Annotated in this window: 13 protein-coding genes; 8 read left to right on the forward strand and 5 right to left on the reverse strand. The window is 70.5% G+C overall.

The window, feature by feature from the left end:
- Positions 1 to 201 precede the first annotated feature (201 nt).
- The 4 genes from CFN78_RS05435 (at position 202) to CFN78_RS05450 (ending at position 2,603) form a co-directional block, all read left to right on the forward strand.
- Entirely contained in the window at positions 202 to 690 is a 489-nt protein-coding gene (locus tag CFN78_RS05435; RefSeq protein WP_094861453.1) for a transcriptional regulator, read from the forward strand.
- 131 nt (positions 691 to 821) lie between these two features.
- Positions 822 to 1,703: a lytic transglycosylase domain-containing protein gene (locus CFN78_RS05440; RefSeq protein ID WP_420807853.1), complete on the forward strand. Its 882-nt coding sequence runs from the start codon at positions 822 to 824 to the stop codon at positions 1,701 to 1,703.
- Between the two features lie 62 nt (positions 1,704 to 1,765).
- On the forward strand, positions 1,766 to 2,206 hold the full coding sequence (locus CFN78_RS05445) for a hypothetical protein (protein ID WP_094861454.1): 441 nt from the start codon (positions 1,766 to 1,768) through the stop codon (positions 2,204 to 2,206).
- Positions 2,207 to 2,261: 55 nt separating this feature from the next.
- Positions 2,262 to 2,603 (forward strand): DUF3817 domain-containing protein, encoded by a 342-nt coding sequence (locus tag CFN78_RS05450; RefSeq protein WP_094861455.1) that lies wholly within the window; start codon positions 2,262 to 2,264, stop codon positions 2,601 to 2,603.
- Here the strand turns inward: CFN78_RS05450 and CFN78_RS05455 are convergent.
- Genes CFN78_RS05455 through CFN78_RS05475 form a run of 5 tightly spaced genes read right to left on the reverse strand, consistent with a single transcriptional unit; the run spans position 2,600 to position 7,097 of the window.
- A complete protein-coding gene (locus tag CFN78_RS05455; RefSeq protein ID WP_094861456.1) occupies positions 2,600 to 3,475 on the reverse strand; it encodes a spermidine synthase in 876 nt (291 codons plus the stop codon). The two genes, CFN78_RS05450 and CFN78_RS05455, sit on opposite strands and share 4 nt — an antisense overlap.
- 46 nt (positions 3,476 to 3,521) lie before the next feature.
- Positions 3,522 to 3,911 carry an adenosylmethionine decarboxylase gene (gene speD / locus CFN78_RS05460; protein WP_094861457.1) on the reverse strand — a complete coding sequence of 130 codons (390 nt, stop codon included), beginning with the start codon at positions 3,909 to 3,911 and terminating at the stop codon, positions 3,522 to 3,524.
- The gene (locus tag CFN78_RS05465) at positions 3,901 to 5,058 is read right to left on the reverse strand and encodes a type III PLP-dependent enzyme (RefSeq protein ID WP_094861458.1); all 1,158 of its coding nucleotides are present in this window, start codon (positions 5,056 to 5,058) and stop codon (positions 3,901 to 3,903) included. Before CFN78_RS05465 ends, speD begins: the two co-directional genes overlap by 11 nt.
- A gap of 12 nt (positions 5,059 to 5,070) precedes the next feature.
- A complete protein-coding gene (locus CFN78_RS05470) occupies positions 5,071 to 6,669 on the reverse strand; it encodes a solute symporter family protein (protein ID WP_094861459.1) in 1,599 nt (532 codons plus the stop codon).
- The gene (locus CFN78_RS05475) at positions 6,666 to 7,097 is read right to left on the reverse strand and encodes a DUF485 domain-containing protein (protein WP_094861460.1); all 432 of its coding nucleotides are present in this window, start codon (positions 7,095 to 7,097) and stop codon (positions 6,666 to 6,668) included. Before CFN78_RS05475 ends, CFN78_RS05470 begins: the two co-directional genes overlap by 4 nt.
- A gap of 1,058 nt (positions 7,098 to 8,155) precedes the next feature.
- Here CFN78_RS05475 and CFN78_RS05480 point away from each other — a divergent pair.
- Genes CFN78_RS05480 through CFN78_RS05495 form a run of 4 tightly spaced genes read left to right on the forward strand, consistent with a single transcriptional unit; the run spans position 8,156 to position 13,694 of the window.
- Positions 8,156 to 11,842: a sensor histidine kinase gene (locus CFN78_RS05480; RefSeq protein WP_240519272.1), complete on the forward strand. Its 3,687-nt coding sequence runs from the start codon at positions 8,156 to 8,158 to the stop codon at positions 11,840 to 11,842.
- A complete protein-coding gene (locus CFN78_RS05485; protein WP_094861462.1) occupies positions 11,839 to 12,291 on the forward strand; it encodes a roadblock/LC7 domain-containing protein in 453 nt (150 codons plus the stop codon). The genes CFN78_RS05480 and CFN78_RS05485 overlap by 4 nt, the downstream gene beginning before the upstream one ends.
- Positions 12,292 to 12,295: 4 nt before the next feature.
- Positions 12,296 to 13,093: a DUF742 domain-containing protein gene (locus CFN78_RS05490; RefSeq protein ID WP_094861463.1), complete on the forward strand. Its 798-nt coding sequence runs from the start codon at positions 12,296 to 12,298 to the stop codon at positions 13,091 to 13,093.
- Positions 13,074 to 13,694, forward strand: a complete 621-nt coding sequence (locus CFN78_RS05495) for a GTP-binding protein (RefSeq protein ID WP_165777451.1) — start codon at positions 13,074 to 13,076, stop codon at positions 13,692 to 13,694. The genes CFN78_RS05490 and CFN78_RS05495 overlap by 20 nt, the downstream gene beginning before the upstream one ends.
- Positions 13,695 to 13,749: the final 55 nt, after the last annotated feature.

Below are 13,749 nucleotides of genomic sequence, written 5' to 3' on the forward strand. Positions count from 1 at the left end.
CGACCGGATGAGCCGCATGTCGGGGATTTGATTGCCGTTCGGGACTGGCGAACCGCACACTCGCCGCCCTACGGTGCTCACATTGCGTGAGCAGTTGATTCCCCGCACGGCCGGGCAAGGACCGTGCAGATCATCGGAGATCGTCGCCATAACGCGAACCCGCTGAGGTTCCGCGGTCGTGGCGACGTGAAGGAGGCACGGATGACCGGAGATCCCGGAGTCGACGCGTTGATCCGGCAGTGGGCCGCCGAGCGTGAGCGGAGCCCCGAGGACCAGGAGGTGGACCGCATCGCCACCGCCTGGCTCGCGGAGGCGCCGCAGGTCCCGCCGGGGATTCCCGGACAGCGTGGGCGCGGTGGCGCCTCGCGGTGGGAACAGGTGGACGCCACCGATCCCGGCCTGCTGGCCGCGATGCGGCAGCGCCTTCCCGGCGTTCCCGCCGAACTCATCACCGCTGCCGCGGGCTGGTGGCAGATGGTCGGCGATGTGGACGAGGCGGAGCGCTGGTGGGACGCGGGGATGAGCCCGCTCGACCAGCGGGCGCTCGACTACCGGGCGGCCGGGCTCACCCCGGACGACCTGGCCAGGCGGCTCGGTCCGCTGACGGTGCTGGAGCACCTGCGCAGGGGCAGCGCCCCGGCCTGGTGCGTCGCCCGGCTCGCCCGTCAGCGCCGCGACGCCGCGGGATAACCGACCGGCCGGGTGGCGGGGCCGTAACGCGGACCCGCCCGGCGTCGTTGTCCGGGTGGGGTCGGCTACGGTCGTCCCAGCGGACATCCCACGACGTCATCCCACTAGGCCGGGCCGGCTGGAGGCTTTTGTTGGTGCGCAACACCCTGACCCTCGGTGGCTCGCGTGGCCGCACCGGCGTGGCCGTGCTGCGCAGGCTCCTCGTGATCACGGCGGTCGTCGCGTTCGGCGCGGGCGGTGTCTGGCTGGTCGCCAGGGCGTCCACGCCCACCGCGGGTCCGACGACGACGGAGATCCCGGCCCTCCGGGTCGAGGCGGCCTCGGTCGAACCCGGCACGATCGCCCCCGCGAGCAGCGTCACCATCGGCGGCGGTCCGGCCGCCGGCCCCGGCGAGCCCGAACCCGATCCGGTCACGCCGCAAGCCGAGCAGGGCACCGACTCCCTCGCCGGCTGGGCCGACCGCGTCGCCCCGGTCGCGGGTGTGCCGGCCAGGGCGCTGATCGCCTACGGGCAGGCGGAACTCGCCATGCGCGCGGAGCACCCGGAATGCCGGATCTCCTGGGCCACGCTGGCCGGCATCGGCCGGATCGAGTCGTACCACGGTCAGTACGGCGGGGCGACCCTGCAGGAGGACGGGTACCCGTCGAAGCCGATCATCGGCGTCCCCCTGGACGGATCGCCCGGTGTGCGGGCCATCGCCGACACCGACGGCGGCCGCTTCGACGGCGACACCACCCAGGACCGGGCGGTCGGCCCGATGCAGTTCATCCCGGGGACGTGGAACCGGTACGCCTCCGACGGGAACAACGACGGCGCGGGCGACCCGCAGCAGATCGACGACGCCGCGCTCGGGGCGGGCCGCTACCTCTGCGTCGGCGACCGCGACATGGCCGACGCCGAGGGCTGGTGGTCGGGAATCCTGTCCTACAACAACTCGACCGAGTACGCCCAGAAGGTGTTCGGCCTCGCGGACGGGTACGCGAAGGCCGCCCGCACGGTCGCCGGAGGCTGACCGCCCACCCGCGGTCCCGGGCGCGAGCGAGATCACGCCGTGCCGGGTGCTAGCGTCGAATTGTGCAGGTAAGCCCGACTCTGACCCGCCGGCTGCTGATCGTCGGCGTGTGCCTGGTGTCCGTCGTGGCCTGCTGCGGGTTGGCCTGGTGGCAGTGGGAGCGGTTCTCCTCGGCCAACGGGACCTTCCAGAATCTCGGATACGTGCTGCAGTGGCCGCTGTTCGGCCTGTTCCCGGCGTTCATGTTCTGGCGGCTGCGCACACTGCGCGACCAGGCCGCCGCGCGGGAGGCGGACGCTGTGGAGGAGCCCGTCCTCGCCGAGGGTCCGCGCGACGCCGGTGCCCCCGCGCCCGCCCCGGCGAACCGGGCTCGCCCCCTCGTCCGGGAGGGCGAGACCGGCGCGGAGCGGGACATCGAGGACGACGAGCTCGCCCGCTACAACCGGTACCTCGCGGAACTGCACCGCGCGGACACCTCGACCCCACGGCGGCGTGGACCCTGACCCGTCCCGCCGCCTGCCCGCGCCGTTACCCCGACCAGAGAGGCGACCAGAGCCGATGACCACGCGAACCGAGGACCAGCCGCCGGCCGCGACGCTGCGCGGGCCACTGCAGCGCTTCCGGATCGCCGCGTACGTGACCGGCGTGGGCCTACTCGGGCTCCTGGTGGTGATGGTGCTGCGCTACGGCATGGACATGCCCGGCCCGTCCGCCGTGTACTCGCCCATCCACGGTGTGCTGTACATGATCTACCTGGTGCTCACCGTCGACCTGGCGCTCAAGGCGCGCTGGTCGGTCAAGAACGCCGTGCTTGTCCTGCTCGCCGGATGCGTGCCCTTCGTGTCCTTCGCCGTCGAGCGCTGGGTGACGCGCAAGGTGACGGCGGGGGAGAAGCTCTAGGGACGCAGGCTGTACGGAGGAACCGTGCAGCCGCGCAGGGCCTCGGCGTCCACAGTGGACGGACGAATCCCGGAAGTGGTCAGCGCCGCGAGCATGGCGCCCAGCGGGTCCTCGACCCGGTCCGCCCGGGCGCTGAGGAAGGCCCACTCGTGCTCGTCGGAACCGAAGTACACGACGGTGCCGAACATCTCGCGGAAGCGGGCCCAGGCCGCGCGCAGGGTGTCGTTGCGCCACAGCGTCGGGCAGCCCGCCTGCGCCGCCACCACCCCGCCCGGCGTCAGCACGGCGGCGCACCGGGACAGGAAATCCTTGCCGTACAAGCGATTGTGCTGCGCCTCCGGGTCGGCGTTCTCGTCCGGAAGGTCGATCACCACCAGGTCGTAGCGAGTCTCGCCCGCGGCCGCCTCGGCGAGGAACTCCCAGCCGTCGCGGTAGTGCACCCGGATCCCAGCCGCGGCGGGGTCGGCGGCCGCGCGCTCGGCGGCGTCCAGTACGGCCGGGGTGTAGCCGTAGGGCAGGTGCTCGGCGCACGCCCGGACGGCCACGCGGTCGATGTCGACGTGGTCGACGTGGCCGGCGCCCCCCTCGAGGGCGAGTTCGCCGAGCACGCCCTCGCTGGAACCGATGATCAGCACCCGCCGCACCTGCTCGGCCAGCAGCATGGCGGGCACCATCAGCGCCTCGTGGTAGACGAGCTGGCTCTGCTCGGTGCTCTGCCGGTCGTCGTCACAGAAGAGCGTGACGCCCTGGGCGGTCCTGGCGATCACCACGTGCTGGAAGTCGGTACGAGTGTCGAGGAGGACGTCCCCGAGTTCCCATACCCGGGACAGCCCGGGGCCCAAGGGTTCGACGATGGTACGGCCGCTGGACATGGTGCTCCTCGCTGTGCAGGATCGGGCTGTGTGCCGGGGTGGCGGCTCACCGGCGGTGGTGCGCGGGTTCGCGGCCGCGGTCGACCACCGACACCGAGTCCGCCATGGCGCCGAGCGCCTCGGCGAGCAGGTGAACGGCGACCTCGGGATCGGCGCGGACACCGCAGGTGAACACGTCGACGAAGGCGGCACCGATCTCCGGATAGGTGTGGATCGAGGCGTGCGACTCGGCGAGCAGTGCCAGCACCGTCGCGCCCTGCGGCTGGAACCGGTGTGCGATCACCTGGCAGACCGTCGCGTCCGCGGCCACCAGAGCCTGGGTCAGGGCATCGCGGAGAAACGGGATGTCGTTCAGTTTCTCCGGTGCGACGCCGCTCAGCTCGGCGAGCACGTGCCGGCCCGCGAAAGTGCCGACGGGAGCGGGCTCAGCCGTCATCGGTGACCTTTCCCCCGGAGAGACAGTACGTCCGCAGCGGTGCGATGCCGTTGAAGGAGACCGAGGAATAGCTGGCCGTGTAGGCGCCGGTGGACGGGATGTCCAGCAGGTCGCCGGACCGCAGCGACAGCGGCAGCCGGTAGGGCGTGTGTTGGTACAGCACATCGTCACCATCGCACGTGGGGCCGGCGAGGATCACCGGGCCGTCCTCCCCGTGGGCCGAGACCGGCTCGAACCGGTAGGCGATCGCCTCGTTCTCGGCCTCCGCCATACCGTTGTAGCGGCCGATGTCGAGGTAGACCCACCGGGGGCTCTCGCCCGGCGAACGGCGGGCCACCAGCACGACCTCGGTGCGGATCCGGCCCGCCTCGGCGACCAGCAGCCTGCCGGGTTCGAGGACCAGTTCCGGCGCGGCCGCCCCGAAGTGCCGCCGCACGGCGGCCCCGATCACGGCGGCGTACTCGGTCCGCGAGGGCGCGGGACCGGTGTAGGGCACGGCGAAACCGCCGCCGACGTTCAACCGCACCGGCCGGGGCACCCGCTCGGGCAGCGCCCGGCTCACCTCGGCCGCCGTCGCGATGGCGCCGTCCCAGGCCGCCGGGTCGAGCTGCTGCGATCCGACGTGAAAACCGATCCCGGTCGCGAGCAGGCCCTCGTCGTGTGCCCGGGTCAGCAGCTCGGCCGCCGTCGCGGAATCGCAGCCGAACTTGCGGCCGAACGGCGTCGCCGAGGCAGGACCGTCGAACCCGAGCCGCACCGTGACCCGCGCGGCGGGGGCGTTCGCCACGATGTTCGCCAGATCGTCCGCGGCGTCGGTGACGAACTCGCGCACCCCGAGCGCGTGCGCGTACGCGACATCGGCGGCCTTCTTGATGGTGTTGCCGTAGGACAGTGACGCGGGATCGGCGCCGAGACGCAGGCAGAGGTCCGCCTCGGCCGGGCTCGCCACGTCGAATCCCGCGCCCGCCGCCACCAATGTGGCGACGACGGCGGGCGCGGGATTCGCCTTGACGGCGTAGAACACCCTGGCCGCGGGAAACGCCGCGACGGTGCGCCGGTAGGCGGCGAGCACGGCGTCGACGTCGACCACCAGGCACGGCGTCGGCGGCGCGTGTTCGTCGAGGAACCGGCGGAGGGTGTCGGGCACCCCGAGATGGTGTCAGGCACCGATCCCGGTGAGGGAACGGACCTCCATCTCGGCCTGCTTGCGCTCGTCCGCCCTGTCCTTGCCGAAGATCGTGCCAAGGAACCCGCACAGGAAGGAGAACGGGATGGAGATCAGGCCCGGGTTCTTCAACGGGAACCAGGCGAAGTCGGCGTTGGGCAAGATCGACTCCGGCGCACCCGAGACCACCGGGGAGAAGAACACCAATACCAGGCAGGCGGCCAGCCCGCCGTAGATGCCCCACAGGGTTCCGGTGGTGTTGAAGCGCTTCCAGAACAGGGAGTACAGCAGGGTCGACAGATTCGCCGAGGCGGCCACGGCGAAGGCCAGCGCGACCAGGAACGCGATGTTCTGCCCGTTGGCGAGGATCCCGCCGACGATCGAGAGCACGCCGACGACCACCGCGGTGATCCGGGCGACCCGCACCTCGTCCGTCGGTTCCGCCTTGCCGCGTTTGACGACGTTGGCGTACACGTCGTGTGCGAAGGAGGCGGAGGCGGTGATGGTCAGGCCGGCGACCACCGCGAGGATGGTGGCGAAGGCGACCGCCGAGATGATGCCCAGCAGCAGTGTCCCGCCGATCTCCAGCGCCAGTAGTGGCGCCGCCGAGTTCTCCCCGCCCGGTGCGGCCTTGATGTCGTCCGCGCCGACCAGTGCGGCGGCACCGAAACCGATGACCAGGGTGCACAGGTAGAACAGCGCCATGCAGGAGGTCGCCCAGACCACCGACCGGCGCGCTTCCTTGGAGTTGGGGACGGTGTAGAAGCGCATCAGCACGTGCGGCAGGGCCGCGGCGCCGAGGATGAGCGCGACCGAGAGCGACACGAAGTCGAGCTTGGTCGTCTCGGACGCGCCGTACTGCCCGCCGGGCTGCAGCAGGCTCTCCCCCTTGGGGCTGTTCTCGGCCGCCGCGGACAGCAGGTTCGACAGGCTGAAGCCGAACCTGCCGAACAGGAACACCGTCATCAGCACGGCACTGACGATGAGGATGCTCGCCTTGATGATCTGCACCCAGGTGGTGCCCTTCATCCCGCCGACGAGCACGTACAGCACCATGATCAGCCCGACGACGCCGATGATCAGGGCCTGGCCGATCCCGCCGTGGATGTCGAGCAACAGGGCGACCAGGCCGCCCGCGCCAGCCATCTGCGCGAGCATGTAGAAGAACGAGATTATCAGGGTCGAGGTGGCGGACGCGGCGCGCACCGGGCGCTGCTTCATCCGGAAGCTGAGCACGTCGCCCATGGTGAAGCGGCCGGTGTTGCGCAGCAGTTCCGCGATCAGCAGCAGATCGACCAGCCAGGCGACCAGGAACCCGATGGAGTACAGGAACCCGTCGTAGCCGTGGATGGCGATCGCGCCCGCGATGCCGAGGAACGAGGCCGCAGACAGGAAGTCCCCGGAGAGCGCGATTCCGTTCTGCCGCCCGGTGAACACGCTGCCCGCGGCGTAGTAGTCCGCCGTGGTCCGGTTGCGGCTGCTGGCGCGGTACACCACGTAGAGGGTGATCGCGACGAAGAGGGCGAAGACCAGAGTGTTCAGGACGGGGTTGGCAGCGTCCTCGGTGCCGGGAGCGGCGATGGTGGTGATCATGCCTCGGACACCCCGGCCTGGCGGCGGATGTCGGCCACCCGCGGATCGATCCTGCGGTCGGCGAAGCGCACGTAGACGATCATGATCGCGATCGTCGAGACGAACTGCAACACGCCCAGCACGATCCCGATGTTGACCTCGCCGTACACCGCGATGCTCATGAAGTCGTGCGCGTAGGCGGCCAGCAGCACGTATGTCATGTACCAGACGAAGAAGGCGAGGCTCATCGGGAAGACGAAGCGGCGGAACCGGGAGCGCAGCGCCCGGAACTCGGGACTGGCCTGGATCGCCGGATAGTCGGGCCCGGTGGGTGTGGGTGCGGGCTCCGGTGGCCCGGGCGGTGCGCTCCCGCCGAACATGACCACGGGTATCTGTCCCGTGTCCTCTGCCGAGCCGCGGGTCACGGGGGAGTGCGTGACGTTCTGCATGAGTACCTCCGGGCGCGCGCTGATCGATCACGCCGTCTGAACGAACCGAAAATCCGCGTCCTTGCCGATCGAATCCCGGGACGAATTCCCGAACGTGCCTGGTTGGCCACGTTCTCTCGCCGGTCGATTCGGTGGATCGTGTTCTGCGCGGATCTGTGAGGGGCACAGCGTAACGATCTGTCCAGCCGGGGATTAACGGGGTTGTCCGGGATCGCGGTGACGATCTTCGGTTCACCGATGATCCTTTTCTTCGGCCGCGGTGCCCACTCCGTCATTTGTCACCCGAATCAGTGGGCGAATTGGTGACCCATTGTGTCGTTTCCCGTTTATGCGGCGGCAGCGGGTGGATCGCCTGCCGGTCACCCGGCCCTGATGATCACGTTCCGTGTCATCGGGTGATGGCGCGATCGTTGGCGGCATGTCAGAAACCGGCTGGGTGGAAATCCGCTGGACAGGGCGCTGAGGCTGACATGCTCGCGCCGCGCGGTCGTTCATCGAAAAAGCCACGACATCGTGGGCACTTTCCGGCGAACCGGCCGGAGATATACACGGGGAGTAGTGCAGATCCCGGCGCATTTTCAGCTTGATAACCCGAACGGGTGACGATGCTCGGCTTTTGTTCGCAACCATACCGATCGCATTCACGAAGCGCACACGGTGTCCCTCTAACGATGACCGTCCCAGTGTCAGAAAACCGATTGTTCCTGCCATTTCTGCTGGTCAGCACCCGTGTGCGGAGAATGAATGGGGAATTCGGTCCCGGGTGTACGATCTGTTGATCACGCTGACCGCTGTGATCGGCGGGTGGTGGCATCCCGACATTCTCGAAGCTTGTTGATGGGATGCCCGGCGCCCGCGACAGTTCGGTCGAGGTCGGCGTCGGTGGGCGAAACGAGTTCACGAGGCGCTGAGCGCGGATGACTGAGCGCGGACAACGAGGATGGATCGGATGCGGCTGAACAACACCATGTCCCAGCGGTGCGCCGGAGCGCGTCCGGTCGTCCTCGCACGATGATTCGTACTTCCCGACCCCACATGCTGAACAGGGAGTCCCCTTCGTGACCGATGCAGGAGAGGGCCAGGTGCCCGTGGGCACCCTCCTCGGCCAGCAACCGCCACGTCCGTCCCGGTGGCACGCGGTGTTGCAATGGCGAGACTGGAAGCTTCCCGTCAAGCTGGCGGCGATCACCCTGGTGCCGATCGTCATCGCGCTCATCCTGGGCGTCGTCACGATCGCCAACCAGGTCGAGCGCGCCGACAGCTACCAGCGCATCGACCGGCTGGTCACCCTCAACGAGAAGGTGCGGGCGACACTCGACGGGTTGCAGCGCGAGCGCACCGAGACGGCGGCCGTGCTCACGGCGGGCTCGGTGGGCGGATCGCCCGCCCTCGACGCCGTCCGCGGTGAGGTCGACTCCTCGATCGCGCCGCTGCGCGATGCCGCCGAGAAGGGCGGCGAGTACGACCCGAGGGTGATCGGGCCGAGCACCGAACTGTCCGACCAGCTCGACCGGCTGCGCGGCATCCGCGACGCGGCGGTGGCGGGCCAGCTCGATCCGGTCCAGGCCGTCAACGACTACACGGTCGTCACCACGGCGCTGCTCAAACTCGACACCACGATCGTGGCCGGCATCAGCGATGCCGCCATCGGCGGTGCGCCGAGCGCGATGCACGACCTCGATGTCGCCAAGGAGGATCTCTCGGTCGAGCGGGCGCTGGTGGCCTACGGGATCGCGCGGGGCAACCTCGCCCCCAGCGAGATCTCGCAGCTGCGCACCGCGGAGGTCCGGCTGAACGATCGCCTGACCGACTTCCGCGCCTCCGCGAGCCAGATCCAGCGGCAGGACTTCGACAGCACGGCCGCGGGCCCGAGCTTCCAGACCCGCGAGCGGCTGATCCAGACGGTCCTCGGCGAGGAAGAGCTGCCGAGCGAGGAGGCCCTGCGGACGACCTCGGCCGAGCAGTGGCAGGAGAGTTCGTCCGCGGTGATCCAGCGGGTCGCCGATGTCAGCGGCAGGCTCGGCAGCGCCGTGGGCTCGGTCTCCGGGGACCTGGTGTCCGAGGCGAGCAGCGCGGCGGGACTGCTGGCCGTGCTGCTGTTCAGCGCGCTGCTGCTCGCGGCGGCCGTGGTCTTCCTGATCAACCGTCAGCTCCTGCGATCACTGAGCCTGTTGCGCACCGGCGCGCTCGACATCGCCGACCGGCAGCTTCCCGCGGCGGTGCAGAACATCCAGGACGGGCAGGTGCAGAGCACCGAGATCACCCCCGTGGCGGTCGGTTCCCGCGACGAGGTCGGTGAGGTCGCCCGGGCCTTCGACGAGGTGCACAGCCAGGCGCTGCGGCTCGCTGTCGACCAGGCCGCCATGCGTACCGGCTACAGCACCGTGTTCGTCAACCTGTCGCGTCGCAGCCAGAGCCTCGTCCAGCGCCAGCTCCAGTTGATCGAGCGTCTCGAGCGTGACGAGGAGGACGCCGACCAGCTCGCCACCCTGTTCCAGCTCGACCACCTCGCGACCCGGATGCGCCGCAACAACGAGAACCTCATGGTGCTCTCCGGTTCCGAACCGGGTCGCCGGTCGGGCTCGCCGATCAGCACCACCGACGTGCTCCGCGCCGCCGTCTCGGAGATCGAGCAGTACCAGCGGGTGGTTGTCCAGACGCCCCCGGCGAGCCGCATTCTCGGATACGCGGCCAGCGACCTGATGCGGCTCATCGCGGAACTGCTCGACAACGCCACCGCGTTCTCCGCACCGGAGACCAAGGTGACGGTCTCCACCAGGCGCGGCGACGACGGTTCGCTCTCGATCGACATCCTGGACAAGGGCATCGGGATGAACGAGGCGGAGGTCCGCGAGGCGAACACGCGCCTGTCCGAGGCCGTGACGGTCGACCTGGCCACCTCCCGCCGGATGGGCCTGTTCGTGGTCGGCAGGCTCGCCAGCAGGCACGGTGTCCAGGTCAGGCTGCACGGTGGCAAGGACATCACCGGTGTCCGCGCCACGGTCACCGTCTCCGCCGAGCTGGTGCTCGGTCCACCCGGCCCCGGGGCCCCGCCGGAACGCCCCGCGCCGCCGTTGTCCGGCGTCGACCGTTCGTCCGGGTCGCTGCCCCGCAGGCAGCCCCCGTCCAACGGGACGGGCAGGTCCGGGATGCTCGCGCACTTCTCGCCGCAGGCGGAGGTGGCGGCCCAGCCCGGTGCCCCGGCGATCGAACGCACCAACGGCACCGGCCTGCCCGCGCCGCGCGCCAACGGCGTCACGCCCCGGCCCGGCACGGCCGGACGGCCGCCGGAGGTCGAGATCACCGGTACCTCCTTGTTCAGCCCGGTGGCCGAACCCGGCACCGAGGAACCGCCCGCCAGCCCGGAGTCCGAGGAGCCGGCCGTCGAGTCGGCCACCCCGAAACCGGCGGACGACACCGAGTCCGCGGGCGAGGAACAGGAATCGGCTCGGTCGGTGAACGGAGACTCCGGCACCGCGCGCGGCCGGACACCGTCCTGGGACGCGTTGCCCGGCGGCAAGACCTTGTTCGCCGCCAACAGTTCGGCCCTGACCGAGTGGTGGAAGGCGGAGACGACGGCAGCCGATGCCGAGCGCGCGGCGCGGGCCGCCGAACGGCCTCCGCTCTCGGAGACGACGCCGATCTTCGATGCGATGCTGTCGGTGTGGTTCCGCGCCGAGCCCGCGACGCCCGCGGCGAGCCCGACCCGGACGCCCGACGCGGCACCCGCCGAACAGGACGGCAACTGGGACTTCGCCGTTGACGAACGCTGGCGCACCGTGCAGGCCGTCTCGAAGACGGAACCGGAGAGCTACACCGACTCCGGCCTGCCGCGCAGGCGTCGCGGTGAACAGCTCCTGCCCGGCAGCGCAGCGGGCACGCCCACCCGGGCCACCGAACCGGACACCGCGTCCGGCCCGGACGTACCGGTGCGCGATCCGGCACAGATCCGCGGTCGCCTCAGCAGCTTCCAGCAAGGAGTCAGCCGAGGGCGCAGGCGCGCGCGGGCCGCCGAGGGGGAGCAGACGCCGGCCGTGGCCGGCACCGCGTCCCCCGCGGTCACCCCGCCGGCCGGGAAACCGGACGTGCAGGAGTCCGCCACCACCCCGGAGACGCACGCTCCGGAGACGCACGGCCCGGCCGCGCAAGCCCAGGGCTCGCACCTCGCGGCCCCGCACGTACCGGCACCGGAGCCCCGGGTCAGCGCCCCCGCCGAGACCCCGCCGGAGATCTCACCGGAGACGACGGCACCCCAGCCCGCCGTTTCCGCCGGTGCACAGGCCGCGGATCCGGGGCCGCAGGTGACCGCGGAGGCGCGGACGACGGCCGGGGACTTCGCCCAGCAGGCGCAGTGGCCGGGCGGCCAGACCACCGATCCGGAACTCGAGGCGGGTTCCGCGCAGTCCCAGGTGGTGGCCACGACACCGGCGCAGGCGGGGGAGAGTCCCGCGTCCGCGGCGGACGGCTGGAACTTCGCGGCCGACGATCGCTGGCGGACGGTGCAGAGCGTCTCGCAGTCGGCTCCGGTGAGCTTCACGCAGTCCGGCCTGCCGCGGCGGCGCCGGGGCGAGCAGTTGATGCCCGGCAGCGCGGCGTCGTCCGCCCCGGCCTCGGGGCCCCGTACCGCCCGCGACGCTCACGATGTGCGCGGACGGCTCAGTAGCTTCCAGCAAGGTATTCGCCGAGGTCGGCACCACAGTGCTCAGTCGGCCGACGGCAACCAAGAGAAAGTGGAGGGTGAATGACCTCGCCGGATCGGGCCCAGCCCCAGCAGAACCAGTTCGGATGGCTCGTCAACGAATTCGCCGAACGGGTCCCCGGTGTCGCGCACGCCGTGGTGGTCTCGGCGGACGGACTGCTGCTCACCGCCTCGCACCGGCTGCCGCTGGACCGGGCCGACCAGCTCGCCGCGGTGGCGTCGGGACTGGTCAGCCTCACCCAGGGCGCCGCGCGCTGCTTCGAGGCGGGCGCCGTCAACGAGACCGTCGTCGAGATGGAACTCGGCGTCATGGTGCTCATGTCGATCAGCGACGGTTCCTGCCTCGCCGTGCTCGCCGCGCCGAACTGCGACATCGGCCAGGTGGCGTACGAGATGACGCTGCTCGTCGACCGGGTGGGCCAGATTCTCACCCCGGAACTGCGGGCCCAGTTGCAAGGCACGAGCGGCCCGCTGATCGGCCAGCCGGTCGGATGACCCGATGACGACCGGACCGGGCTTCCAGGGTGATGAACCCGACGCGGGGAGGCAATCCCGCGACGGGTCGCCGCCCCGCGCCGGCAGGCAGGACGACGGCACCTTCGCCGACGTGCTGAACGGATTCTCGTTCGGCACCGTGCGCGGGCGGCGTAAGCGCAAGCAGCGCGAGGACGCCGACGAGACCGGCGCCGAGCCCGCGCGGCAGCAGTACGCCCCGCAACCCCCATACCCCACCGCCGAGCACGATGCCCCGTCGCCCGCGGGCTCGCAGCAGGCCGAACGGCCGTACGTCGAGCCCCACGCGACACAGTGGCCCACCGCGCCGCCACCGGAACGGGAACCCGCCCCGCGCGATCCCGGTCCGGCCATGGCGCCGCGGTGGGGTACGGGTGTCTTCGAGGGCGCCGTGCGCCGGAACAGCAGGCCGGGGGAGCCGGAGCCGCTCTCGGCGGCCGAGGAGACGGGGTTCGTCCGTCCCTACGCGCTGACCGGCGGACGGACACGCTCCAGTCATGCGCTGGAGCTGGAGACACTGATCTCCACCAACCATGTCGACGGTACGTTAAGCGTCCCCGATCACATGGAGCACCGATCAATCGTGGAAGAATGCCAGACCCCACGATCGGTCGCCGAGATCGCCGCGTTGCTCCGGGTCCCCCTCGGGGTGGCCCGGGTGCTCATCAGCGACGTGGCTGACGCGGGCCTGGTCACCGTGCACAAGACTATCTCCGGCAGTGACGGCGCCGAGGCGCACTTTACGTTGATGGAAAGGGTTTTGAGTGGACTCCGTCGGCTATAAAGCACCGCGGTCAAACGCTCCCAGGACGATGACCTCGGCCAAGATCGTGGTGGCCGGAGGCTTCGGCGCGGGCAAGACGACCTTCGTCGGCTCGGTCTCGGAGATCATGCCGCTGACCACCGAGGCGATGATGACGGACGCGAGTACCGGCATCGACAACCTCGACTCCACCCCGAACAAGTCGACCACCACGGTGGCGATGGACTTCGGCCGGGTGTCGCTTGACGACGACCTGATCCTGTACCTGTTCGGCACGCCGGGGCAGCAGCGCTTCTGGTTCATGTGGGACGACCTGGTCCGGGGTGCCATCGGTGCCGTGGTCCTGGCCGACACCCGCAGGCTCGCGGACTCGTTCGCGCCGGTCGACTTCTTCGAGGACAGGGGGCTGCCCTACATCGTCGGGCTGAACTGCTTCGACGGACTGCGGCAGCACTCGGTCGACGACGTCCGAGAGGCGCTGTCGATCGATCCGAGCGTGCCGATCATCCCGTGCGACGCCCGCAACCGGGAGTCGACGAAGCAGACGCTGATCACCATGGTCGAGTACGCGATGCGCCAGTGGCTGGCCGTGCGTTCGGCGGCTGCCGCCCAGGCACACTGATTCGCCTGCCCAGGGCGTCTTTCCGGCACTGAGACCGTCATCACAGGCAAGTACG

Origin of the sequence: Amycolatopsis antarctica (assembly GCF_002262875.1) — a bacterium.
Lineage (GTDB): Bacteria > Actinomycetota > Actinomycetes > Mycobacteriales > Pseudonocardiaceae > Amycolatopsis > Amycolatopsis antarctica.

What these genes read in the sequence shown, in the direction of transcription:
- CFN78_RS05435 (WP_094861453.1), top strand. Translation starts at nt 202, where the DNA reads ATGACCGGAGATCCCGGAGTCGACGCGTTGATCCGGCAGTGGGCCGCC.
- CFN78_RS05450 (WP_094861455.1), top strand. Translation starts at nt 2,262, where the DNA reads ATGACCACGCGAACCGAGGACCAGCCGCCGGCCGCGACGCTGCGCGGG.
- CFN78_RS05455 (WP_094861456.1), bottom strand. Translation starts at nt 3,475, where the DNA reads ATGTCCAGCGGCCGTACCATCGTCGAACCCTTGGGCCCCGGGCTGTCC.
- speD (WP_094861457.1), bottom strand. Translation starts at nt 3,911, where the DNA reads ATGACGGCTGAGCCCGCTCCCGTCGGCACTTTCGCGGGCCGGCACGTG.
- CFN78_RS05470 (WP_094861459.1), bottom strand. Translation starts at nt 6,669, where the DNA reads ATGATCACCACCATCGCCGCTCCCGGCACCGAGGACGCTGCCAACCCC.
- CFN78_RS05475 (WP_094861460.1), bottom strand. Translation starts at nt 7,097, where the DNA reads ATGCAGAACGTCACGCACTCCCCCGTGACCCGCGGCTCGGCAGAGGAC.
- CFN78_RS05485 (WP_094861462.1), top strand. Translation starts at nt 11,839, where the DNA reads ATGACCTCGCCGGATCGGGCCCAGCCCCAGCAGAACCAGTTCGGATGG.
- CFN78_RS05490 (WP_094861463.1), top strand. Translation starts at nt 12,296, where the DNA reads ATGACGACCGGACCGGGCTTCCAGGGTGATGAACCCGACGCGGGGAGG.